The sequence below is a fragment of the Paraglaciecola sp. T6c genome, from assembly GCF_000014225.1.
GTDB lineage: Bacteria > Pseudomonadota > Gammaproteobacteria > Enterobacterales > Alteromonadaceae > Paraglaciecola > Paraglaciecola atlantica_A.
Genome location: NC_008228.1, coordinates 4,852,169 through 4,876,511, shown reverse-complemented (window position 1 = coordinate 4,876,511; position 24,343 = coordinate 4,852,169). Strand labels below are relative to the sequence as shown.

The window sequence follows — 24,343 nt, the reverse complement described above, 5'->3', positions numbered from 1 at the left end:
CCCGACCATAGCACAACTGGATACTCACAATCTGATTGAATATTTACGACTCGAACACCTTAGGTGAACAACACTAGCGCCAGCAAGTAGGACAAGTATTCGATGATGCTATTTCGAGGATGGACGTAACAGTTAAGCTATTTTTGAACAGTCGTTCATATTTAACTTGAACGATCGTTCATGATGATATACATTGCTTTCACTGACTTAGAAAAGTCACCACATCAATCCTAATATCTGGAGAACATTCGATGACAGATTTTACCTTCCACACAGTAGAAACAGCGCCAGAAAAAAGTAAGTCGATTCTAGAAAAGTCACTAAAGACCAATGGCATGATCCCTAACTTGCATGCTGTGATGGCCGAAGCGCCAGGATTGCTTGAAGGTTACCAAGTGCTTCATAAGTTATTCATGGATTCTTCATTCGACGCTGAAGAGCTAACGGTTGTATGGCAAACGATTAACGTTGAGCACAATTGTACTTATTGTGTACCCGCTCACACCGCAATTGCCAATTCAATGAAAGTGTCAGCTGAGCTAACAGAAGCACTGCGTAATAGAGAAGCTATGCCAACCGAAAAACTACAAGTGTTACACGATACAACGCTAGCTATGGTGCGCGAGCGCGGTGCAGTGTCTGATGATGTAATACAAAATTTCTTTGCAGCTGGTTACGGGCAAAGACAACTGCTTGAAATCATTCTAGGTTTGTCGCAAAAAGTGATGAGTAACTACACTAACCATGTAGCGAATACACCCGTTGATGAGCCGTTTAAAACGTTTGCTTGGAAGTAAATAAAAGCATTTACACTGACTTAGTTCACGTCATCAAGGGCCGTTAAATAAGCGGCCTTTTTCTGATCATCAACCTGACGTTTATCGACGCGCGCACTAATGCTATAATTCGCTGCTTATTTATGCTCTCAGTCTCGAAGGGGCATATTGATAATTACCAGTGACTGGTTGTTATTAATAAATTTTAACTATCAAAGGTTTTCAGTGAATAATCCGTCTGTACCCCTCAACCGCACTATCTCTGTCGCACCAATGCTTGATTGGACCGATAAGCATTGTCGATATTTTTTGCGTCAAATTTCCAAACATTCCCTGCTATATACAGAGATGGTTACCACGGGAGCTATTATCTTTGGTAAAGGGGATTACCTTGCTTTCAACGACACTGAGCACCCTGTTGCACTGCAGTTAGGTGGGTCTGATCCGGTGGATATGGCGCGTTGTGCCGTCCTGGCCCAAGAGCAGGGCTATGACGAAGTCAATATTAATGTTGGTTGTCCATCTGATAGAGTACAAAATGGACGTTTCGGCGCATGCTTGATGGCAGAACCCGAAACCGTAGCGGCTTGTATTCAGGCGATGCAAAAAGAAGTCGATATCCCTGTTACGGTGAAATCCCGTATCGGAATTGATGATATGGACGAATACAAAGACTTAACCGATTTTATTCAGATTGTTGCTGATGCTGGGTGCGACATATTCACGGTGCATGCTCGTAAAGCTTGGTTGAAAGGTCTCAGCCCAAAAGAGAATCGTGATATTCCTCCTTTGATGTATGACCGCGTTTATGCGCTAAAAGAAGAGTTTCCACAATTAAACCTTAGTATCAATGGTGGAGTGAAAACGCTGGATGATGCAACCATGCATCTAGAGAAGCTTGACGGTGTAATGATAGGGCGTGAGGTCTATAGTAATCCTTATATTCTGGCTGACGTGGACAAGCTTTTTTATCAAGATGACAGCCCAGTACCAAGCCGAGAAGAGATAGTACACGCTATGCTGCCTTATGTTGAAGCTCAGATGGCAAGTGGTGCGCGAGCATGGAATATAGCTCGTCATATGTTGGGTTTATTTCAAGGTCAACCTGGGGGGCGTATTTGGCGACGTTATTTGAGCCAGCATGGCACTGGGCAAAGTAAGAATGGTTTGCAGGTCGGCCCAGAACTACTTATTAACGCATTGGCAGCGGTTGAAGAAGCGCGCGCCACCGCTAAAGCGTATCAAGATAGTAGGGTTAGCTAATTTAACCACTTAAGTGGTGGTTTTTACTAACCTGTTGCATTTTTAACCTATTTTGATTTTCATGATCACATTGATTTTTAAATTAATCTTTATATATCAATTTCTTATAAAATATTTTGCACTTGGCACAACTCTCGCAATATTTCACTCGACTTAACTAAAGTGTTCAAAAAAATCAAAACACTTAATCATTTAACGAAAAGAGGAAATATTATGTTTACTAAATCAACTATCGCAGCGATCGCCTTAACGTCTACCTTTGCATTTAGCTCACATGCATCAGCAGCCGAAGTGAACTTAGAGCAATTTGTTAGCGGCATGATGGTGAAAACCATAGAGACAACTAAAACTGAACTTCAGTATGGTATTCAAGAAGCAGTACTGACAGCTAGCAACATGTTTAGTATTAATAGTAATGAGCCTGTATATGCAAGCAAAGTCACTATTACTGATTTAAATGTAGATGAAGAAGATAAAAACCAAGCAGAATAAGGAGATGATTATGTTCGACCATAACACTCTTATCACGCTCTTGTTTGCACCAGTTGTCGCGTACATCGCGGGTGCTATTTTGTTTTCCGTCATCGTATCGTTGCAGGAAAACGTAGGTACACCTTCTAACCTTAATAGCTCAAGCATAAACAGCGGTCACTCTTTGTAGTATTGATCGCTGTAGAGATTTTAAGGTTTAGCCAGCTTTGGCACAAACTGCGTTATTTTTTCCCATCCCCACTTTTTAATAGAGTCCACTTTTATCCATTTGTGTAGTAATTCAGACAGCCAAGATAGTCCGATGTACATGATAAGAACAATACACAATCGTTTTGGCCAACCACTGGGAAATACGAGCCGGACAATAGGTTCAAGAACGAAGTAAAGCGGCATATGACCTATAAAAACAATAATGGTATTACGCGAGAAGAATCGCACTATCCGACCGGCCTTAATACGACTGAATACAGCAATACTAAATAAGGTATTGGCTAGATATACGACTGAGACGGCGACAGAGGTAAGCACTGCATTTACTGAATGCGAGATAATTTCGATATTTTTGAAAGGAAACCTTTGGGTCACGTTAAACTCGTTTAAAACAAGCGCCCATGAAACCAGAAATACTGCCCAAATCACGCCGATCACTGTTAATCCTTTCGAGTTAGGTTGATCTTTTCGCTGACACATATACATACCTAGCAAAAATAGCGTAAGCCAATTTGGGACCGTCATGTACGCAATAAAAATGGTTTCGTTACCGATAAAATAGCTGCGAATAATGATTTCTATCAGCAGGCTACAAAAAAGTATTTGAGGGGTGACGTGAATGCGATGAAAAAGAATCGCCCAAAGCAAAATTATATGAAAATACGTGCCAATAAACCACGTCGTCGGGTTCGCTGGGAAACCATCAAAAATGACATTTACCCCAAAAACAAAAGGCGAGTAATTACTTATCGAAGGGTTGTCTATAGCCAGTAGGCTAATTCCACTAATGAACACCGCAATGATAATTCCCCAAAAGAACATAGGAAATAAGCGACTGTAGCTAACCGATAATTTGTCTTTCGTTACCTTGCCTAAACCCCAGCCCATGATGAAAACAAACATAGCGACACCTAACTGTTTAGGCAGGATCGGTTGGGTAAATTGATTAAACGGGTCGCCAAAAAAGTGTCCGAACACAATGAGGAACATGCCTACTGCTTTCATCCAGTCTACAAAATCACAGCGTTTCATCTTTTACTTTCCTAACATCATGGATTCAAAACGGAATTTTCTACTGTCGCAGAGGGGGTCTCAACTGTTGAAGTCTGGGTGAAGCTTTTAACAAACCTTGCAGGATTGCCTGCAACAATAATATTTGCTTTTACATTGGTATTAACGACAGCACCGGCGGCTACCAAAGAGCCTCTTCCTATATTGGCGAGTATAATGGCGCCTGCGCCTACCCAGACATTTTCTGCGATTTCTATTCGATTGATGTTGTCTTTAGAAAATGGCATCCATTCACCATTTTCTTCGTTACGCTGGTGTTGGGTGTTTCCGCTTAACAAACTGGCATGACTGCCGATTAAGCAGTTCTTTTTTAAATATGCAGAGCCTATTGAACAATAAATTCCAGTATAGACATTGTCTTCTACGATGGTGCCTCGATGAGCAAAAATAGTGCCAAAACCAATGTGACTATTAAGAGAACATTTTTCTAAGGTCAGTGAATAGAATGCTCTTCGTAAAAATACGCCTGGCAGTCCAGGTAATATTGAAACGATGTGCGTCCAAAACGCAAAAACGGCTTCAGAACGCTGGCTTAATTTGGTTTCTAACCAGCAAGTGATAGCCAGAGGTAAAACAATAAGTTGGCAAATACGATTTATGATTAATTTGATAGTGCTATACATGGTCAATATCCTTGTTGGGTCGTAATATCGTCATTGAATATCAATTATTACGATCGTTTACGCATCCTTTTAAAGCGTGCATTGTGAGTATAGTTATCAATTAAAGTTATTTTTCTAGGAATTTTGTATTGCTGTAAGCTAGCAGAGCAATATTTGCGCATTCTGACTTTAAATTCTGATAATGTTTCTTCAGTGCTCAGCTTCACCTCGATAGCGACGAGCATTCCTGTTATCGCGTGAGGAATAGAATACACGGCGGCGTCCTCTACGCCATCCATTTCCAAAACGACACTTTCGACTTCGGCGGGATAGACCTTCTCACCGCCTACGTTAATGATTTCACTCTGCCGGCCCAATATTTTTATCCACTCACCATCTTGCTCAACTTGGTCGCCAGTGTCTAAAAAGCCGTCTTCATCAAAAGGAGAGGGGGCATTAAGATAGCCTAGCATGGCGGATTCTGATTTTATCCAAAGACGCCCATCTAGGATTTTGGTCTCAAATTCAGCACCGCCCACTTTGACCCACAGGGATTTCGAATCTCTCGATTTAGAGCGCAGAATACCGACTTCGGACAGACCATAGGTTTGCAGTAGCTTCGTTTCAGGAAATCTTGCGGTAATTGCTGCAAGTGTACTGTCAGGCATGGTTTCAGTGCCGTAAGTAATCAGTTTAAGTGAGCTAAGGTCAGCGTCGTCTGCCGCGCCAGAGAGCAACAGTAAATTAATAAAGGTAGGCGAAGTAGGCAACACTTCCACTTGATGAGTATCGATGGCTTCACACACGGATTCTGGGGTTCGTTTAGCAGGCACCACTGCCGTACCGCCATTTGCCAAGGTATAAAGTAACGTATTCACCCCTCCAATATGGTCAAATTGCAAAAAGGCCAGTGTGCGCATCATTTTCCGCGGTACGGTAAACTTATTGAGGAGCTGTGATAAGTCGTGAAATATTGCTTTGCTTTTTCCCGTAGAACCTGAGGAAAATAATACTAAACCGGGTTGATTTCTTTTGTGCAGAACCTGGTATAGCTCGTGGTTCGGTTGATTATTGGTTCTAACTAACGTAACAGGGCCATTGCCGAGGATGATATCGTACTGATTTTGAGCGATATCACAGAAGGTATCAAAATGGGCCTTTGAGTCATTTGATAGCGGCACAATAATATTGCGATTATGCGTCAATGCCAAAAACAGAGAAATACTATCAGCGCTATAGTCAGATTTGATACTAACGACTTCTCCGGGCTGTATTTGTTCTTCTTTTATCCACTTAAGCCAAGCATGATATTTGGTTAGTAACTCTGCATATGTAATAACATTGCTGCCAACTGCGACGGCTTGTTGGTTTTCGAGTTCTGCCATTTTGTCCAATAGAAATTGTACTGTCATGATATCCCTCCTAGATAAATGATCTGACCTGTAATCATTTTGCTCTGTGGCTTGATGAAAAAGTCGATTAAGTTGAGTACATCTTCCGGCTGCGCCATTTTCTGTATCGCTTGTTGCTTGACTAAGCGTGCTATTTTTTCTTCACCCACGCCGCGTATTAAGTCTGTGGCTATTGGCGAAGGTCCGATTGCGTTGCAGGTTATATTGAAGCTGCTTAGCTCTTTGGCGAGTACACGTGTTAAGGATTCCACCGCACTTTTAGACGCAGCATAAGCCGCTTCTCCCTCTAGGTTCATCGGCACTGCGACGGTACTCATATTGACGATACGAGGGTTTGCTGATTTTCTAAGTAGACGGATTGCTTTTTGGCAGCACATAAAAGTACCCGCATAATTCACGTCTATGGTCTCGCGCATATTTTTAACAGGAGTCAGGGCGAACGCGTTCATTCGTGCGACTCCCGCGTTATTAATCAACACGTCGATGTACTTAAATGACTTTCTTATCTGAATAAATAAGTTGCTGACGTCTTCTTCCCTCGAAACGTCCGCTTTAAAGTGATGATAATTTTTGTGTGAAAAAGTGCTCTCACCACGAGCGCATCCAAATACGATATTCCCTTGCGCTAATAAATGTTCAACCATTGATAACCCAAGGCCACGACTCGCACCAGTAACAAGTATGTGTTGCATCGGGTTATTTCCCTGATAAAAGTTTGTCGATATGATCAACGAGAGAACTGACGTTTTTAAAAGGACTATTGGCGGCCGACATGGCGCGTTCGTCACTTAAAGACACTTGAATATCTTGGTCGAGCAACATGTCTTCTATATCGATGAGCAATGCGACTAGCCCCATAGAGTCCAAGTGACCTTGCTTACCAAAAAGAGGCGTGTCGGGTGATATGGGGACTTGCGCGTCGTCTTCGCGAGATTGATTTGTGAGTTCAAGTGCTGCAAAAATGAGTGATTGAATTTCATCGTGGGTCATACAGTTCTTCCTTGGTTATAGATGATAATAATTAGCATTCCTGCTTAAAAATCGTGCTGTAGATGATTATCATACGCTCAAAAAATATCAATCTGCAAACTCTAAATAGCCCTCTTTTAGAAAAATAACGTGTTTCACAATCGTTAATCTCACTAACTCATTGGTCAAAATAACCACTTGTTATCAAAGGTAGGATCCTACTCGATTGTTACAAGAATAAATAAGCTATAAATTTCATAAGGTTAAGTCTTATTCTTCATGTGGCACAACACTTGTAACAGGCTAGTAAATAGATAACGGTTGGTTGCATAACACGTACAACCAATAAACCTAACCAAGTGGAGATTTATTATGGGTTTACTTTCAAGAATGTCAGATATCGTGCAATCAAACATTAATGCATTATTGGATAAGGCTGAAGATCCGGAAAAAATGATTAAGCACCTCATTTTAGAGATGCAGGATACATTAGTTGAGGTACGTTCCGTTGCCGCGACGGTGTTGGCTGATAGGAAGCAGATTGAGCGTCGTATCAGTAAACTTGAAATTGAAAGTGCGAATTGGCAGAACAAAGCGCAGATCGCTTTACAAAAAGAGCGTGAAGATCTTGCCCGAGCAGCGCTAGGTGAAAAACAGCGAGTAGATCAGGCTTTAGATAGTCTGCACGAACAACTAAACGAAGTTCAAGAGTCTATTAATAAACTACAAAGTGATAGTAGCCAGTTAAATGACAAGCTAATTGAAGCTAAAGCGAAACAAAAAACGTTACTGATAAGACAACGTACTCAAAGTTCACGCTTAAAGCTAAGACATTCAGATGCATACAACAAAGTCGACACCGCTATCGTGAAGTTTGATCAATACGAGCGCCGTATCGATGACCTAGAAGCGCAAGTTGATGCCTTTGACTTGGTCAGTGAAACAAAAAGCCTGAATGCTGAATTAGCTGAATTAGAAGCAAGCGAAGAAATAGAAAAACAGCTTGCTGAGCTGCGAAAAAAAGTCGCATAAGCACAGAGAACCGATTGAGTAGTTAGAGGTGTAAGCAGAAACGGAAAGTTGCTCACCTCAAATTTGGAGAATGACATGAGAGATTACATAAATATAAACAGGCTTCACAGAGATGCATTGCACGCTAAAATTTCAGGTGTATGCGCAGGATTAGCAAAACATTGGGATCAGCCGCGCTGGGCAATACGTATTGCAGCAATTTTGAGCCTGCTGTTGCTACCGGTTCCCACAGCCGTTGCATATGGTATGGCAGTACTTTTATTGCCTACACGCCCATGAATGTACTCAAGAACCTAGCGCTGGCAGTGTTAATTGCTATCTTGATAACTTACAGCCTTGGATATGCAGCGTCAGATTTGCTCGATATTCGTCTGCAACTCGACAGTGATTTTGTAGAGCCGGTAACGTCGTTAATTTTGTTAGTGATTGTGGGGGTTGTATTAGTGATGATTGGATTTGCTGTTGCGCTCAGTGTTGTTGCCGCTATTGGCTTCACCGTATTTGCTATATTGGGCGCACTGATATTTGCAGGTTTGAGTAGTATCTGGCCAATATTGCTAGGTGCAATCATCATAATATGGTTACTAAAAGATAAAAAAAGCAACGATAGTTATTCGTGATTCTCGGTTAATCTTTCCCGTATAAACGTGGGACATGGAAGCCCATCTACTGGAATGGGTAGCATCTTGTTGAAATTTACTGAATAATTCTGTTTTCACTTAAACGGAAGAGTAGATGCCAGTGAATATAGTAAAATTAACGGCTATGGTTCTGATTTTTTTAGCGAATGCAGCCTTTGCCGAAGTAGAAATTTCTGATGCCACGATAAGATTGTTACCGCCGAGCGTACCTAATACATCTGCTTATTTTACCGTATCCAATACCAGTGACCAGGATATATCTTTAGTCGGTGGTTCAGCCGAGATTGCTAAAAAAATAGAACTGCATAATCACATTATGCAAGGTGAAGTCATGCGTATGGAGAAACAAGATGCTGTTATTATTCCTGCCGGAAAAACAGTTAAGTTTGCGCCCGGAGGCCTACACATGATGATCTTCGGCTTGAAGCAGCCTTTGAAAAAAGAGCAAATCGTACCTTTAGTGTTAATCACAAAGGACGGTCAACAGATCAATTTTAATGCAGTTGTCGTATCACCCAATCAACATCGTCATCACTAGGAGGTGAGCATGCAAAAGTACCTAACCCCAAAATGGTTGCTGAGTATTGCAGCAATACTGTTTTTAATTTTTTGGCTCATTGCGATTTATTGGAGCTTTGAACCTGCCACGTTTGATCCTAAGCAAACCGCTCAAGAATACGCCCAGCAACATAACGAAAAACTAGTCCCCGGATATACCTTGACGACTAGCTTGATTACCGTAACAGAGACCCTGTTGAATAAATCTGGTGGATACTTGTCCAATGATGTTATGCCGCCAGGATTGTTTATGGACAACATGCCAAGTTGGGAGTTTGGCGCGTTAGAGATGACGCGAGACTTGGCTTTATCCATGCGTAAAGATATTAGCCGCTCTCAATCACAATCTAGCGAAAATCCATTTTTGACCGATGCACAGCCAAAACTAAATATTGATCACCGCAGTTGGCTTTTACCTTCTGCTGAATCTCAATATCAAGATGCTATCGATAAGCTGTATCAGTACCGCGCAAGTTTATCTACTAGCCGCCAGGGCACGGCACAATTTTATGCGCGCGCCGATAACTTGCGTGATTGGGTAAAACAAGTTGAAAAAAGACTAGGCAACTTGTCACAAAAATTAAGTGTCAGCGTAGGGCAGGACAGGCTTGATACAAGCTTTGCGGGTGACAGTAGTGCAGGAGCTATCCCTGCTGAAGAACTGCGTGAGCAAACAAGCTGGTTTCAGTTAGACAACAATTTCTATGAGGCGCGCGGCGCAAGTTGGGCATTAATTCATTTTTTAAAAGCGGTTGAAGTTGATTTCGCAGATGTATTAGACAAGAAGAATGCGCGAGTCAGCGTCCAGCAGATTATTCGTGAGCTTGAATCTACCCAAGAGTCTATTTTCAGCCCCATGATCTTAAATGGCAGTGGCTTTGGCATGCTAGCAAATCACTCGTTGGTGATGGCGAACTATATTTCCCGCGCGAATGCTGCTCTAATTGAACTTTCAGAACTACTAAATCAAGGATAACGAATGAACAAATCACTCTGTGCTGGTGCACTGGTATTGGCCTTTTCAAGTTTTTCGAGCCAAGCCGACACTCTTTTAGGCGTATATGCGGGAGCGCAAGCATGGGATATGGAGACAACCGGTGGGTTTTCTGATAGCAATAATAACGTTGATTTTAATTTTGAAGATGAAACCAAGAGCAGCTTTTATGTTGCGCTTGAGCACCCTGTGCCATTCGTACCAAATATTAAATTACAACGTACAGGGCTAGATACCAATGGGGAAACCGTGCTGTCCTCTAGCATGACCTATGGTTCAGAGTTGTTTTCAGCGAACACCACGGTCAATACTTCACTTGATTTAATCAGCACTGATTACATTGCTTATTATGAGTTGTTTGATAATGACCTAATAAGTTTTGACTTAGGTATCAACGCTAAGCATGTTGACGGCGATATTTATGTAGAAGAACAAGGTGATGCAACACAGAATGCCTCACAAGACTTCTCTGGATTTGTGCCAATGCTTTATTCTCGCGTTGCTGTAGGTGTACCATTTACAGGATTGGGTGCATATGTAGAAGGAAGTTTTTTAGCGTTCGACGATAACACCATTTCAGATTATCAAGCGGCGATCACTTACGGTTTGCTCGATAATATCGCTATTGACGCTACAGTACAGCTTGGCTATCGCCAGTTAAAGATGGAATTAGATGACTTAGACGGTATTTATACCGACTTTGAATTCAGCGGCGCGTTTGTTGGCGTTGAAGTACATTTTTAAACTATTTTGGCTGTAGCGATTTGTTGACTTTTCGCTCAGTCCATTAAGTAATAAAAAATTAGTATTTATTCTTTCCGGTTATGAAGATAGATCGCTAACCTAGTGCCATAGCATTCGAGGTTAGCGATATTATGTCATCAAATACACAGCAAAATTTAGGTTCTACTACTGCATTAAGTGATACCCAATGGGCGCAGCTTAATCAATTGACGCCGTCACTCACACCATCTCAGTTAGGTTGGTTAAGTGGTTATCTGGCTGGGCTAGCTCAGACTCAGGTCGGTACAACGATCCCTCAAGCAAACCCAGCAGTTGGCGAGGCAGCGGGTGCGGATAAATTCATTACCATTCTTTACGGCTCTCAAACGGGTAACGCTAAGGCATTGGCCCAAGGCTACAAAGCCAAGCTCGATGCAGCAGGCATTGCAGCCAAGTTGGTCAATATGGCTGACTACAAAGCGAAACAACTGAAGAATGAATCACATATCGTGGTCATTGTTAGCACCCATGGTGAAGGGGATGCGCCAGATGATGCCATTGAGTTGCATGATTTTCTTTCAAGTAAAAAAGCCCCTAAATTACCAAATTTGAGCTTCTCAGTTTTAGGCCTAGGAGACAGCAGCTATGAGTTTTTCTGCCAGACCGCCAAAGACTTTGACAAAAAGCTTGATGAGTTAGGTGCCAAGCGTATTGCCGATCGCGTTGACTGTGATGTGGATTACGATGACGCTGCGCAAGCCTGGGGTGAACAAGTTTTAAATAAAGTTCAAGATGAGCTGAAAGCTAAAAGCAATTCACATGTGGTAGCCATGCCTCATGTTGGTAAGCCCAGCCTGTCAGTGGCCACGGCTCAGTATTCTAAGAAAAACCCTTTTACAGCGAGTTTGTTAGAAAGCCAAAAAGTAACTGGCCGTGATTCAGTCAAAGACATCAGGCACATTGAAATTTCACTTGAAGACTCAGGCATTCAATATCGCCCAGGTGATGCATTAGGTGTTTGGTTCAAAAATGACCCTAGCATGGTAGACGAGTTGCTTAGCTTGCTTGGCGTTGAAGGTGAGGCGGAAGTTACCTTAAGCGGTGAAGCTATTGCCCTGCGTGATGCACTGATTGAAAAGCGTGAGTTAACCCAGAGCTATCCGTCATTTGTGACCGCGTATGCTGAGATTGCGAATAATCCTGAATTGAATGCCTTACTCGAAGACAAAGCAGGCTTGCGGGCTTTCCTAGGCGAACGTCAAATTATTGATATTGTGCGCCAATATCCAGCAAAAGTAGATGCTCAAGCGTTAGTTGATATGCTGCGGGGTATGACTCCGCGTCTCTATTCTATTGCTTCGAGCCAAGCTGAAGTAGAAGACGAGGTGCATTTAACTGTGGCATTAGTTGAATACGATGCACATGGCCAGATTCATCAGGGCGGCGCGTCAAGTTACCTCGCTCAGCGCTTAGAAGAGGGCGGTGAAGTACAAGTTTTTGTTGAAAAGAATGACAACTTCCGTTTGCCTGAAAGTTCAGATACCCCTGTCATCATGGTTGGGCCAGGCACCGGCATAGCCCCTTTTAGAGCATTTATGCAAGAACGTGAGGCGCAAGAAGCTGAGGGTAAAAACTGGTTGTTCTTTGGCAACCCAAATTACACCCAAGACTTTTTATATCAAACAGAGTGGCAGCGTTTCGTAAAAGACGGCGTGCTCAGTAAAGTCAGCTTGGCGTTTTCACGCGATCAAGAAGATAAAATATATGTTCAGCATCGATTATTAGAGCAAGGCGCAGAAGTATTTGCATGGCTTGAACAGGGTGCGCATTTTTATGTGTGCGGTGATGCGAATCATATGGCTAAAGACGTGCATGCCGCACTGGTCGAAATCGTACAAAAGCACGGTGCTAAGAGTGCTGAAGCTGCCGAAGAATATTTAACTGCATTGCGCAGAGCAAAACGTTATCAGAAGGACGTTTATTAATGACGACAGACAATAAATTCGTTGTAGAGGGCAAGCTTGCCGACAACGAACGCCTTAAAGGCGAAAGCAATTTTTTACGTGGCACTATTGCTGAAGATTTAAAAGATGATTTAACCGGTGCATTTGTGGGTGACAATTTCCAGTTAATTCGTTTTCACGGTATGTATCAACAAGACGATCGTGACTTGCGCGCCGAACGCGCTAAGCAAAAGCTTGAGCCATTACAAAATGTCATGTTACGTGCGCGTTTGCCAGGAGGCATTATTAAGCCTCAGCAATGGTTAGCAATTGATAAATTCGCCGAAGAAAAATCACTCTACGGCAGTATTCGTTTAACGACGCGCCAAACATTTCAATTTCACGGTGTACTTAAACCCAATATCAAATTGATGCATCAAACGCTTAACCAAGTCGGTATTGATTCAATTGCCACTGCTGGTGATGTTAATCGAAATGTGTTGTGTACCTCGAATCCTATTGAGTCGGCAGTGCATCAAGAAGCCTATGAATGGGCCACTAAAATCAGTGAACATTTACTGCCTAAAACGCGTGCTTACGCGGAAATATGGCTTGATGGCGAGAAAAAAGAAACCACAGATCATGAACCGATTTTGGGCGCCAACTACTTGCCGCGTAAATTTAAGACAACGGTGGCCATTCCTCCTTTAAACGATGTGGATGTGCACGCTAACGATCTTAACTTTATTGCCATTTCTAAAGACGGAAAGTTAGTCGGGTTTAATGTGTTAGTCGGTGGTGGTCTTGCTATGACCCACGGCGACCACGCTACATTCCCCCGTAAGGCAAGCGACTTTGGTTTTATTAAAGTGGAAGACACCTTAGCGATTGCTGAAGCCGTTGTCAGCACGCAGCGTGACTGGGGTAACCGAGTTAACCGTAAAAACGCAAAAACCAAATATACCCTTGAACGAGTAGGGGTAGAAAACTTTAAAGCCGAAGTCGAAAAGCGTTCAGGCGTAACGTTTGGTGAAAGTCAGGCATATGAGTTTACTGAGCGTGGAGACCGCATTGGTTGGGTTGAAGGTATTGACGGTAAGCATCATTTGACCCTATTTATTGAAAATGGCCGAATTTTAGATTACCCAGGTAAGCCTTTGAAAACAGGCTGTGCTGAAATCGCCAAGATACACGACGGTGATTTCCGTTTAACCGCTAATCAAAACCTAATTGTGGCGGGCGTCAGCGAACAAAATAAAGCGAAAGTGGAAGAAATAGCCAGAGCTCATGGTTTGATCGAAGATGACTTGTCAGCTCAGCGCAAAGATTCCATGGCTTGCGTTGCTTTGCCTACTTGTCCTTTGGCAATGGCAGAGGCTGAGCGCTATTTGCCTGAAGCCGTTACTCAGTTAGAGGGCATATTAGCGAAACACGCAATTGCGCAAAAGAGCATAATTTACCGTGTTACTGGCTGCCCGAATGGTTGTGGACGTTCCATGCTGGCTGAAATCGGTTTAGTGGGTAAAGGGCCGGGCAAATACAATTTGCACTTAGGCGGAAACCGTCAGGGCACACGAATTCCGAAAATGTACAAAGAGAACATCGGTGAGCAGCAAATCATGGACGAGCTAGATGTATTGATCGGCCAGTGGGCAAAAGAAGCTCAAAGTGATGAATCATTTGGTGACTTTGTTATTCGCACAGGTGTTATCGCAGAAGTGGTGAATTCCGCTGAGGATTTTTATGCGTAATGTAACGTTGCAGTCGTCGCAAAATGCCGAGCCAAACGACGGTACACCTAAGATTTTAACGCAGGTTTCGTTAGAAGAGCTGAACCAGCAGTTGGAAGCGAAAAGTGCGGTTCAGCGCGTGACCTGGGCACTGGAAAATCTGGAACCAACTTTTATGTTGTCTTCAAGTTTCGGTGCTCAAGCTGCAGTAATGTTACATATGTTGACTCAGCAATTTCCTGATATTCCAGTGGTATTGACGGATACAGGCTACCTATTTCCTGAAACCTATCAATTTATTGATGAGCTAACTGAGCGTTTGAACCTCAACCTGCAAGTGTACCGAGCGCCTATGTCAGGCGCGTGGCAAGAAGCACGCTTTGGCAAATTGTGGGAAAACGGTGCCGACGGCATTGAGCAGTACAATAAGCTGAATAAAGTGCAACCCATGCAGCAAGCGCTTGCTGAGTTAGATGTAAAAACGTGGTTCGCTGGGTTGCGTCGTAGTCAGTCGGAAATGCGTGAATCGCTATCAATATTGCAAAAGTTGACGCGACAAGTGAAAGTCTATCCTATCCTGGATTGGAGTAATAAAGATGTTCACTATTACTTAAAAGAGCATGACATGCCCTATCATCCGTTATGGGAGCAGGGCTATGTTTCGATCGGCGATTGGCACACTACGCGCTCCTTGCAAGAAGGAATGGACGAGAAAGATACTCGCTTCTTTGGCTTAAAACGTGAGTGCGGCCTACATGAATTTGGTGATGGTGACGGTATTTAGTCGACGACAAATGCGTTGAGCAAAATATGTTTCAACGCTTCTATATAGTTTGCTTGCTTGTTAACTCCCACCAAAGTAAAAAGCTCCGCCCCTGAGGTGGTAAACTTATAATACTTTAAAGTGGTACCAGGTTTTCTTGCGCTCAATTGGAAAACTTGGCCATTACTCCTCCATTCCACCACTGAATTAACTGGCCATTCACCTGATTCTATTTCAGTTTGGTGTATTAGCCCTAAATCCATCAAAGAGAGCAAATCGGGATAGCTAAGGCCAAAGGTCGCAAGATTGAGTTGTTGCTCTTTGCGCAACCTAAACATGGCGAGTATGGAAGGCTGCTGATAAAACCCTGTAAGTAATTTAGGTGTTGTGTCACCTTTTCGTCTGCTCGACAAAGCGACTGCGCGGCGAAATGTCTGAGCATCTTTTTGTGTTAATTGTTTTAAAATGAGCAGTGTGCGAAGCGAGAAACTGCCTGGTCGGTTTGTTTCTACTGCAAAAATTTTCCCCCATAATTCCTGCATGGCCGGCGAATGTATTTCCTCTGCCATATTGGCAAAGTTATAAAACCAATCGGGGTCGAGACGCTCATTCTCCCCTTCCTCAATACAGTATTTTAGCGCCTTTTCGAGCACACTTTCTATATTACTTAGCTTACGTTGGGCTGCTATTTTCTGCCGCCTTTGTACTCTGGTTTCTATGCTATTAGCACGCATACCTTGATAAGGCAGTGATACACCAATTTGTGCAAACCATTGTGTCATCCGTGCTGCAGTGCCCCTAACATCTTGAGGCCCCTTGTCTGGGGTCTCAGCGTTAGGGCTCACCGGAGTCGAGGGCTTACTTTTGACCTTTTCAATAGGCGCCGGGGACGGTGTATGTTGGTTGTCTATTTTCATAGGGTATTTATACAAATATCTTATCTAGTAAATATTATTTACCATAGTATGCTTGTTCCTAGTAGCATGGCGTCTGGTAATATATTGAGCGAACTAATTTTGATTTAGTCAGGATTTAGCTAAACTTAAGAAATACTGCTGTAGTGGTCAGGTAAACTCAAGAGAAATGTAAATTAAATGTGTCCAATGGAATATGAGAATGATGAGCTAATTTTTCTCTCTGAGGAGAACACGGCTGACAACACTGAATTCGCAGGAAGCTGGAATATACTGGTGGTTGATGACGATGAGGAAATCCACTCGGTAACACGTTTGGCCCTTTCTGATTTAGTGCTTAATGACCGAAACTTGACCTTTTATCACGCCTATTCCAAGGCTGAAGCCCTTGAAATTATACAGTCTCTAGGCTCTACTTTAGCGATTATTTTGCTAGATGTCGTTATGGAAACGGACGACGCAGGCCTGCAAGTGGCCCAAACTATGCGAAATGAACTGAAGTTGACAGAGCCCAGAATCATTTTGCGTACAGGGCAACCGGGTTATGCTCCTGAAGAAAGTGTAATCAAAGAATACGACATCAATGACTACAAGACGAAAACAGAGTTAACGCGTAGCAAACTTGTCACAACCATTATCGCCTCGTTACGCTCATATCAACAGATTCTAACGATCAATCAAAGTCGTATTGGTTTAGAAAAAATCATCCATTCGGCCGCAAATTTACTTGAAGAGCACTCAGTCAATCGATTTTGTGAAGGTGTGGTGACCCAAATAAGCTCGCTTATTGGTTTGGACTCCTCAGGGGTTGTATGTGCCAGAGCTGGTTCCGTTATCGATAAAGATGAAAATGCGGTCTATGTATTGGGTGCTGCAGGAGAGTTCGCAAGTTATATCAATAAAAAAATTGATAATCTGCACGATGAAAAGATAGTGCAATCGGTTAATCAGTGTCTTCAAAAACAGCATCACATATACGGCGATAACTTCACCGTGCTTTATTTGAAAAGCTCTGAATATGACGCAGCTGTATTCTTAAAAATTGGTCGACAAATATCGGAAGCTTATGAGCAGCTGATCGAGGTGTTTTTAGCAAGTATTTCAGTGGGTTATGAGAATGTTAATTTATTCCATCAACTACACACTGCCGCGTTTAAAGATTGGCTAACCAAGCTGCCAAATAGAATCGAATTTATTAACCGCCTAGACGATATCAGTAATGATGCAGAGCACGCTAATGATGTGGTTGCTTTGATTGATATTAATCATTTCGCCGATATCAATGACGGGCTAGGCCAGGATACTGGTAACGACACCTTATTGGCCTTAGCTCAACGTATTGAATCCACTTTTCCGACAGCGGCAGCGCTGGGGCGAATCGGCTCGGACGTATTCGCCGTTGTCGGTACAGAGCGAGAAGTCAATCCTGCTACGCTTCAGGGTTTGTTTAATAATGCATTTGAGGCTGGCGACCATATGCTACCGCTGAGCGCGGCATTTGGTTTTTGTCGGTTTAATGGTAAAAAAAATACGGGTATCAATATACTCAAGCACGCCAACATAGCGTTAAATAGGGCGAAAAAAAGTCTAAAAACGAATTTTGAGTATTACGCCCCAGAAATGGAAGAGCAAACGACGTGGCGCTTAGAGATGATCCGTCAGTTGCGTACAGACTTCGCTGAGCGAAAATTGCAATTGTGGTATCAGCCGCAAATTGACTTAGTGACTCAAGATATCATTGGTATGGAAGCGCTACTTCGTTGGCCTTCTTCTGATGGGGGATTCGTCTCTCCCGCGGTATTTGTACCACTGGCAGAATACTCAGGCTTAATCATAGATATTGGTGCGTGGGTTATGCAAGAGTCATGTGAAAAGCTGCGTTTGCTAACAGAAGCAGGATTCAAAGGCTTGCGCATGGCAGTCAATATATCTATGCCTCAATTTCGTGATCCTGCGTTTATAAACTTGGTTAAAAAAGCAATTATAAACAATGATTTAGAGCCTGATTGCATAGAGTTAGAAATCACTGAAAGCATTGTGATGGATGAACCCCAATTGGTGGTTGAAGCACTGAATGAACTCAAAGAGTTTGGCGTTAAGGTAGCCCTTGATGATTTTGGTACAGGCTTTTCGTCAATGAGTTATTTACAACAGCTACCGCTTGATCGCTTGAAAGTTGATAGAGCGTTTGTTAGTGAAATAAGCCCCAATAAATCGGCCTTTATTGCTGAAACCATCGTCACACTTGGGACAAAACTCGGTCTGAGGACGATTGCTGAAGGTATTGAAAAGCCAGAGCAAGCCAACTATTTACTCAAGCTTGGTTGTGATGAAGCCCAAGGCTTTATGTATGCTAAACCAATGCCTTTTGGTGAATTGCTGACATTTATAGGGCAACGCAAAAGAGGACAATCCCTGTAGATACTAGATAATCTTAGCAATGGCGTGCTGCATCGCTGATACTACTTGCTGCTCAAACCAAGGGTTTTTCTTCAACCATATGTTATTCCTTGGAGACGGATGGGGCAAAACGAAAAACCTTGGTTGGTACGCCTGCCAATCTTTTACTCTTTCCGTCAACGATCGCTTATCCTGTAAGTAATAGTTTTGAGCATATTGACCAATCAATAAAACATGTTTGATTTGCATGGAGTTTATGAGGCGCTCATGCCAAAGGGGCGCGCATTCTTTACGCGGCGGCTTGTCACCACTTGACGCTTTTCCAGGATAACAAAATGCCATCGGCAGAATTGCAATATTGTCTGGATTGTAAAAGTGCTGAACGTCTAGATTCAGCCATTTCCTCAAGCGTTCGCCCGAAGCATCATTCCAAGGCTTGTTCGTTTCGTGTGCTTTGATACCAGGAGCCTGACCTACGATAAGTATCTTTGAGCGCTGATTTCCTTGAATGATTGGACGAGGGCTCAGGGGCAAATGTGCTTTGCATACTTGGCATTTTTTAGCGTCGTCAAAGTCGGTGATTTAATATTCCTTCCAAAAAATACAGTTTTGTCATATTATTGTCATAATCCTGTGGTTTAAGAGTTGATTTGTTTCCACGTTGGATTGCGATGCTTAGCGCTTTGTTAAGCGATTTATCGAGGAAATCATTATGTTAAGAATCAAATCATTTATCATTGTTGGCATTTTAAGCGCATTCGGTGCGGCATCAGCGCAAGCTGAAACTCAGAACAACAGATTATTTGACTGCATGGAATCTACCACATTTGCTATTGACGGTTCATGTATCGCTAGCAAAATTCAACAAAATGTTAAGTTTCGTGAAATGCAGTCAGACATCACTCAAAGAACGCAAGTGCAAGATGCCAATGCAATTGCGACAATCCAATTTTTTGAAAAAGACATGCGTATCAATGTCATAGCCCACAAAGATGCATTAGCTGAGTCAGAGTTATTAGTGCTCAACGTCGCTGAGTAATAAGGCTGTGCTAGGTTAACCAAATACCTGAATCGTTCAATGTAGGGATAAGCTCACATTGAACGGTTATTTTTAGCCCTTAACTTACTGTTTGGCTAAGTCAATTTTTTAATACTTCAGTTATTCCACTTCTTATAAAACCACTTTATCTATCATACAAAAAAGCCCCCTTGTGGGAGCTTTAGAATACTAAGCCATTTGATATTTTACTTGATACAGCTGCAGCCATTTTTGCTTTCGTAACTCTAAATTGTATTTGAGTTCGCGGTATTTAAAATCTAGTTCTAGTTTCTCGTAATTACGCTTCAATTTATGTTTGCGAATTTCCATTAAGCGTTTTTTAGTGGCGTACATTTCGCCCATTTTATGCAAGATTGCATCATATTCCTGCTGTAAACTATGTAATATCTCATCGGCATTTGGAAGCACAGATAACTTCTGTTGTGCGCGCTGCAATTGCATCGCCATCTTCGCTTTCTCAATACGTTCTTCTGGGCAGCGGCGTAAGTTTTTGGTCCAGCCTATAAACGACAGCCCTCGTATTAGCCATTTAGTTGGATCAAACTGCCACCATTTAATGCCATTGCGGTAATCATATTCAAATATGTGGTGGTAATTATGGTACCCCTCACCAAAAGTGAAAAAAGCTAAAATGTCATTATCGCGGGCTGTATTTTTATCTGTATAAGGTTGACGTCCCCAAATATGGGCAAGAGAATTAATAAAAAACGTCACATGATGGACAACCACTAGGCGGAAAAAACCAGCAAGCAACACCATACCAAGCACATCACCATTCAACCAACCTAATGCCATTGGAATGCCAAAGTTAGAAATAAGCATGATGGGAAGGTAGTACTTATGCTGCCATACAACGACCTTGTCTTTTTGAAGGTCTTTACAATTACTATAATCAGAATAGCGGTGTATCTGATATTCGCGAAGCATCCAACCCATGTGTGAATACCAAAAGCCACGCTTGGCCGAATACGGGTCTTTATCGTTGTCGTCCACATGCCTGTGGTGGATCCTGTGATCAGAAACCCAATGTAATATGCTGTTTTGAAGGGCCATTGCTCCGCCAATAGCCAGTACGACTCTGACAAAGGTATTCGCTTCATAGGCTTTATGCGCCCACAGCCTGTGGTATCCAGCGGTGATAGACATCCCTGAGAAGTAAATAAGAATAATACACGCAGCGATCTCTGCGCCATCAAACCCTTGGGTTAGAGCAACGTAAGGCACAAGAAAGAGTGCGACTAGTCCAGTAATCACAAAGACTAAAACATTAGTGAGAATTAAACGGGGTTTTTCCATTACAAAAAGCAGTACTTTATTCAGCTTACACTTGTACGCTAATTTATCTAGCAAACGCGTATTTAGCAAGCTATTTCTTGTATTGAACCTTATTACTTCGTGCTGATTCGCGTTAAATATGGATAATATAAAGGAATTAATATTCAAAAGGGGCGTAACGTGAGTCGTCAAGAACAAAAGCTTAAGACGAGACGAACCATTATAGATGCAGCTTTTAGTTTACTGGACGAGCAAAGAAGTTTGTCTAGCATCAGCTTGCGTGAAGTAGCTCGCGCGGCTGGCATCGCACCGACCTCATTTTATCGACATTTCAAAGACATTGACGAGCTTGGTTTAACATTAGTCGATGAGGCTGGCTTAAACTTAAGGCAGTTGATGCGTCAGGCTCGATTGCGGATTGCCTCAGGTGGGGGAGTGATAAACACGTCGGTGGATACGTTTATGGAGTTCATTTGCGCCCATAGCAATGTTTTCCGGTTGCTGCTTCGTGAGCATACCGGAACGTCTTTGGCATTTCGTGCCGCTGTATTACGGGAAATTCAGCACTTTATTGTTGAGCTAACAGATTACACTATGAGCACAACAGGGTTGCCCTATCAGTATGCGAACTTACAAGCAGAAGCTATGGTTAAACTTGTTTTTAGTGCGGGTGCAGAAGCGTTGGATTCAGGCGCTGAACAACAAGCAGTGTTGGCTCAGCGCGTTAAGTTGCAGTTGCGATTTATCGCTAATGGGGCGAAAGAGGCCGCCGGCGTTTAGCGCTTTTGCAAGTAAACTCCTGATTCCACATGATGTGTATATGGAAATTGATCAAAAAGAGCAAATCGAACTACATTATGTGTTTCGCTCAATACTGCCAAATTATTATTGAGTGTCTCAGGATTACACGAAATATACACAATGTTTTGATACTCTTTGATCATGTCTAGCGTGTCGTCATCAAGGCCAGAGCGTGGGGGATCCACTAAGACTGTTTGGCAATCGTAATCCTGCAAATTGATACCTTCTAAACGCCTAAAGCTGCGTTCATTGTTTAGTGCTTGCACAAATTCTTCGCTCGACATCCTTAAGATAGTCACGTTTTCTATGTTGTTTAAACGGATATTATCTTGCGCAGCAGCAACCGAAGATTTAGATATTTCGGTTGCTAATACTTGTCGAAAGTTTTGTGCCAGAGGAAGACTGAAATTCCCTGCACCACAATACAATTCGAGTAAATCGCCTTGGCAATCTTGAGTAACATCTAACGCCCACTCAAGCATTTTGCTGTTTACCCCAGCATTTGGTTGCGTGAAGCTATTTTCAATTTGCTTAAACGTGTAGAGTCGGTCATTCACTGGTAGCGTTTCTATCACATAATCTTTGTCTAACAGCACTTTTTGCTTTTTCGCGCGGCCAATTATGTCGATTTTAAATTCATCTCTTAACAATGCGCGCAATGCTTTTGCTTCTTTTAGCCACTCATCTTCCAAAGGTTTGTGATACACCAAGGTGACTAATATTTCATTGGTTAGGGTACTCAGATAATCGATTTGGAATAACTTTCTACGTAATACTTCGTTCTTTTTTACTAATGACAATAACTTCATCATCACTTCATTGATAACGATACTGGCAGGGGGAAACTGATTTACTGCATACTTTTGCTTTGTTGATTGGTCAAACATGACATGATCTAAGTTATCTCCGTCGTGCCACATCCTGAATTCCGCACGCATCCTATAATTCAGAGGTGCTGATGAAAACGCCTCTAATGCTGGCATCGAAAATGTTTTGAAAGCCTGTTGCACGCTATTAACTTTTTGAGCGAGTTGTTGTTCATAGTCCGCAGGGTTAATTTCGGTTGGGCGCACGGCAATTCTCCAGATGATGTTATTAACGAGCGCGGGATTGTAAGTGTTTTCAGCGCTTGTGCAATATTAGTTTTTGATTGCGATGAATTGTACTAAATTTAGCCAGCATGCGGCCGATAACCTAGTTGAGGAAAGTGAGGTGGCACAAATGAATATTAATGAAATTAAGGCTTTCATGCGTGAAAAGCCGGCGCACTTGGGGGAGGCAAATAGCTTTCAGAACCAATTGCGTGATTCAGGTCTTGAGCAAGCAAGCACACTGGCGGGTGATAAGGCGTCCTTGAGCGGCGCATTATCATCTCATAGTTTTTTTGCAGGCCAAGTATTAACTAATTCCATGAACCACAGTGTATCGGTTGGGGCAAGCAAACTTCAGCTTAGAGTACCCCAGCAAGCTGACGAGGAAGAGACGAATAAAAGTTTATTCGACTTTGAAGAGGTCGCTCGCAATGTGTTGAATTTTGTAGGTGGTGCAATCAAAAATGCTCAAGGAAAAGGCGCTGACGACGATGCTTTGAATGCTCTTTTTGAGCAAGCTCGTTCGGGGGTATTAAAAGGCATTGGCATGGCTGAAAAAGATCTCGCCGGAGTGATGAATGATGACATCAAAAATGGGATTAGCCGAAGCCAAGAATTAATAGATACGGGATTGCAAAAGCTAAGAGATTCGATTTTCTCAGAAACTCAAGAAGCGAGCGATGTCGGCACGTCTAACGTTTCGTTGGAGAATCAAGTGAACTATCAACGCCGTGACACGGGTGAGTTACGTATTCGTACGTTGGATGGTGACGAAGTTAACATTCGCTTTGAAGACTTGGAAAGCTTTGAGTTAAACCAAAAGTTGCTGGTAAAAGTTGAAGAAGAACAAGTGTTTCAGCAGCCAGTAGAGCCATCGAAACCTCAATCGGTAAACAATGCACAAGATATAGCCGAAAACGACGTGGCTGATGAGCCGAACCTTGATAGCGCTGAGCAAAAGGGCGTAACGCAATCTTCAGTACAAGAAAGCGATGATGCAAGTAACAACGTGACAGCTAAAGTCACTTCAACGCAACGTTATGAGCACATTAGCAGTAATGCACTGTCTTTCACTTTGCAGGGGGAGTTAGACGAAGACGAATTAAAGGCGATAGGTACATTGGTTGCTGACGCCAGCGATTTAGCTGATGAATTCTTCAACGGTGATATTGAGTCAGCATTCAATCAAGCATTAAAGTTGGGATATGATGAAAAAGAGCTAACCGGTTTTGCTTTACAATTAACTAGACAAGAGCAAACCCAATCTATTCAGGCGTATGAATCGGTTTCTCATTTCAGTGAAGATGACCCTAGAGGAGACCCTAATAAGACGGTTAAACCGGTCGCGCATTATCTAGATAAAATGCTGGATGTTTTTGAGCAATCGAGGCAAAAGCTTGAAAGCGGTGAACAGTATGACGATTTGATTAATGGATTGATTAATCAAATGGGCGATGTTCACACACCAGATTTAATTTCTGCAATTCAACGTTTTCATAGTTTTAATCAAAAGCTATTGAATGGTTTACCGTTAAACTTCTCAGGAACTAACCAGAGTGAATAACTCGCTGGAGCGATAAAAGTTCGGAACAAGATAACGTTAGTCACTAAAGGTGACTAACG

The 24,343-nt window shown here is 42.5% G+C and carries 25 protein-coding genes and 1 pseudogene; 17 read left to right on the top strand and 9 right to left on the bottom strand.

Translation table 11 applies throughout. The features are described 5' to 3' along the window. The first annotated feature begins 251 nt into the window (after positions 1–251). From PATL_RS20775 to PATL_RS22840, 4 genes are all read left to right on the top strand, one after another. On the top strand, positions 252–797 hold the full coding sequence (locus PATL_RS20775; protein ID WP_011576748.1) for a carboxymuconolactone decarboxylase family protein: 546 nt from the start codon (positions 252–254) through the stop codon (positions 795–797). A gap of 204 nt (positions 798–1,001) precedes the next feature. Next, on the top strand, positions 1,002–2,039 hold the full coding sequence (gene dusA / locus PATL_RS20770) for a tRNA dihydrouridine(20/20a) synthase DusA (RefSeq protein WP_011576747.1): 1,038 nt from the start codon (positions 1,002–1,004) through the stop codon (positions 2,037–2,039). Between the two features lie 213 nt (positions 2,040–2,252). Beyond that, positions 2,253–2,531, top strand: coding sequence for a hypothetical protein (locus PATL_RS20765; protein WP_011576746.1), 279 nt, complete (start codon positions 2,253–2,255; stop codon positions 2,529–2,531). A 10-nt stretch (positions 2,532–2,541) separates the two neighbouring features. Beyond that, positions 2,542–2,700 (top strand): hypothetical protein, encoded by a 159-nt coding sequence (locus PATL_RS22840; RefSeq protein ID WP_198136254.1) that lies wholly within the window; start codon positions 2,542–2,544, stop codon positions 2,698–2,700. 20 nt (positions 2,701–2,720) lie between these two features. On the opposite strand, the gene PATL_RS20760 is transcribed toward PATL_RS22840, so the two are convergent. From PATL_RS20760 to PATL_RS20740, 5 genes are read right to left on the bottom strand one after another with little or no spacing between them, the layout of a single operon-like run. Next, positions 2,721–3,773 carry an acyltransferase family protein gene (locus PATL_RS20760; RefSeq protein WP_011576745.1) on the bottom strand — a complete coding sequence of 351 codons (1,053 nt, stop codon included), beginning with the start codon at positions 3,771–3,773 and terminating at the stop codon, positions 2,721–2,723. A 17-nt stretch (positions 3,774–3,790) separates the two neighbouring features. Beyond that, positions 3,791–4,435, bottom strand: a complete 645-nt coding sequence (locus tag PATL_RS20755; protein ID WP_011576744.1) for an acyltransferase — start codon at positions 4,433–4,435, stop codon at positions 3,791–3,793. 47 nt (positions 4,436–4,482) lie between these two features. Next, positions 4,483–5,826 carry an ANL family adenylate-forming protein gene (locus PATL_RS20750; protein ID WP_011576743.1) on the bottom strand — a complete coding sequence of 448 codons (1,344 nt, stop codon included), beginning with the start codon at positions 5,824–5,826 and terminating at the stop codon, positions 4,483–4,485. Then, positions 5,823–6,518 (bottom strand): SDR family NAD(P)-dependent oxidoreductase, encoded by a 696-nt coding sequence (locus tag PATL_RS20745; protein WP_011576742.1) that lies wholly within the window; start codon positions 6,516–6,518, stop codon positions 5,823–5,825. Before PATL_RS20745 ends, PATL_RS20750 begins: the two co-directional genes overlap by 4 nt. Positions 6,519–6,522: 4 nt before the next feature. Then, complete coding sequence (locus tag PATL_RS20740; protein WP_011576741.1) at positions 6,523–6,816, bottom strand: hypothetical protein; 294 nt, start codon at positions 6,814–6,816, stop codon at positions 6,523–6,525. 351 nt (positions 6,817–7,167) lie between these two features. Between PATL_RS20740 and pspA the strand changes: the two genes are divergently transcribed. The 9 genes and pseudogenes from pspA to PATL_RS20695 all read left to right on the top strand — a co-directional run bounded on the left by pspA (position 7,168) and on the right by PATL_RS20695 (position 15,200). Next, positions 7,168–7,827 (top strand): phage shock protein PspA, encoded by a 660-nt coding sequence (pspA, locus tag PATL_RS20735; protein ID WP_011576740.1) that lies wholly within the window; start codon positions 7,168–7,170, stop codon positions 7,825–7,827. Between the two features lie 75 nt (positions 7,828–7,902). Further along, positions 7,903–8,037: pseudogene (locus PATL_RS20730) on the top strand (PspC domain-containing protein); the annotation flags it as partial. Next, positions 7,989–8,447: a hypothetical protein gene (locus PATL_RS20725; protein ID WP_232283266.1), complete on the top strand. Its 459-nt coding sequence runs from the start codon at positions 7,989–7,991 to the stop codon at positions 8,445–8,447. The pseudogene PATL_RS20730 and the gene PATL_RS20725, both read left to right, overlap by 49 nt. A 115-nt stretch (positions 8,448–8,562) precedes the next feature. Continuing rightward, a complete protein-coding gene (locus PATL_RS20720; RefSeq protein ID WP_011576738.1) occupies positions 8,563–9,006 on the top strand; it encodes a copper chaperone PCu(A)C in 444 nt (147 codons plus the stop codon). Positions 9,007–9,015: 9 nt separating this feature from the next. Further along, the gene (locus PATL_RS20715; protein ID WP_011576737.1) at positions 9,016–10,002 is read left to right on the top strand and encodes a DUF2333 family protein; all 987 of its coding nucleotides are present in this window, start codon (positions 9,016–9,018) and stop codon (positions 10,000–10,002) included. Between the two features lie 3 nt (positions 10,003–10,005). After that, positions 10,006–10,764, top strand: coding sequence for a TIGR04219 family outer membrane beta-barrel protein (locus PATL_RS20710; RefSeq protein ID WP_011576736.1), 759 nt, complete (start codon positions 10,006–10,008; stop codon positions 10,762–10,764). A gap of 131 nt (positions 10,765–10,895) precedes the next feature. Beyond that, entirely contained in the window at positions 10,896–12,728 is a 1,833-nt protein-coding gene (locus tag PATL_RS20705) for an assimilatory sulfite reductase (NADPH) flavoprotein subunit (protein WP_011576735.1), read from the top strand. Continuing rightward, positions 12,728–14,437: an assimilatory sulfite reductase (NADPH) hemoprotein subunit gene (gene cysI, locus PATL_RS20700; RefSeq protein WP_011576734.1), complete on the top strand. Its 1,710-nt coding sequence runs from the start codon at positions 12,728–12,730 to the stop codon at positions 14,435–14,437. Before PATL_RS20705 ends, cysI begins: the two co-directional genes overlap by 1 nt. Then, positions 14,430–15,200, top strand: coding sequence for a phosphoadenylyl-sulfate reductase (locus PATL_RS20695; protein ID WP_011576733.1), 771 nt, complete (start codon positions 14,430–14,432; stop codon positions 15,198–15,200). Before cysI ends, PATL_RS20695 begins: the two co-directional genes overlap by 8 nt. Here PATL_RS20695 and PATL_RS20690 read toward each other — a convergent pair. Then, positions 15,197–16,096: a TIGR03899 family protein gene (locus tag PATL_RS20690; RefSeq protein ID WP_011576732.1), complete on the bottom strand. Its 900-nt coding sequence runs from the start codon at positions 16,094–16,096 to the stop codon at positions 15,197–15,199. The genes PATL_RS20695 and PATL_RS20690 overlap by 4 nt on opposite strands. A 177-nt stretch (positions 16,097–16,273) precedes the next feature. On the opposite strand from PATL_RS20690, the gene PATL_RS20685 reads away from it, so the two are divergent. Further along, positions 16,274–18,514: a bifunctional diguanylate cyclase/phosphodiesterase gene (locus tag PATL_RS20685; RefSeq protein ID WP_011576731.1), complete on the top strand. Its 2,241-nt coding sequence runs from the start codon at positions 16,274–16,276 to the stop codon at positions 18,512–18,514. Between the two features lie 3 nt (positions 18,515–18,517). Here PATL_RS20685 and PATL_RS20680 read toward each other — a convergent pair whose 3' ends face one another. Further along, a complete protein-coding gene (locus PATL_RS20680) occupies positions 18,518–19,027 on the bottom strand; it encodes a uracil-DNA glycosylase family protein (protein ID WP_011576730.1) in 510 nt (169 codons plus the stop codon). 178 nt (positions 19,028–19,205) lie between these two features. Between PATL_RS20680 and PATL_RS20675 the strand changes: the two genes are divergently transcribed. Next, complete coding sequence (locus tag PATL_RS20675; RefSeq protein WP_011576729.1) at positions 19,206–19,532, top strand: hypothetical protein; 327 nt, start codon at positions 19,206–19,208, stop codon at positions 19,530–19,532. Between the two features lie 189 nt (positions 19,533–19,721). Here PATL_RS20675 and PATL_RS20670 read toward each other — a convergent pair whose 3' ends face one another. Further along, positions 19,722–20,849 carry an acyl-CoA desaturase gene (locus PATL_RS20670; protein WP_011576728.1) on the bottom strand — a complete coding sequence of 376 codons (1,128 nt, stop codon included), beginning with the start codon at positions 20,847–20,849 and terminating at the stop codon, positions 19,722–19,724. Between the two features lie 159 nt (positions 20,850–21,008). On the opposite strand from PATL_RS20670, the gene fabR reads away from it, so the two are divergent. After that, positions 21,009–21,608 (top strand): HTH-type transcriptional repressor FabR, encoded by a 600-nt coding sequence (fabR, locus tag PATL_RS20665; protein WP_006991694.1) that lies wholly within the window; start codon positions 21,009–21,011, stop codon positions 21,606–21,608. Here fabR and trmA read toward each other — a convergent pair. Then, complete coding sequence (trmA, locus tag PATL_RS20660) at positions 21,605–22,702, bottom strand: tRNA (uridine(54)-C5)-methyltransferase TrmA (RefSeq protein ID WP_011576727.1); 1,098 nt, start codon at positions 22,700–22,702, stop codon at positions 21,605–21,607. The genes fabR and trmA overlap by 4 nt on opposite strands. A 148-nt stretch (positions 22,703–22,850) precedes the next feature. On the opposite strand from trmA, the gene PATL_RS20655 reads away from it, so the two are divergent. Next, complete coding sequence (locus PATL_RS20655; RefSeq protein ID WP_041714640.1) at positions 22,851–24,284, top strand: DUF5610 domain-containing protein; 1,434 nt, start codon at positions 22,851–22,853, stop codon at positions 24,282–24,284. The last annotated feature ends 59 nt before the right edge of the window (positions 24,285–24,343 follow it).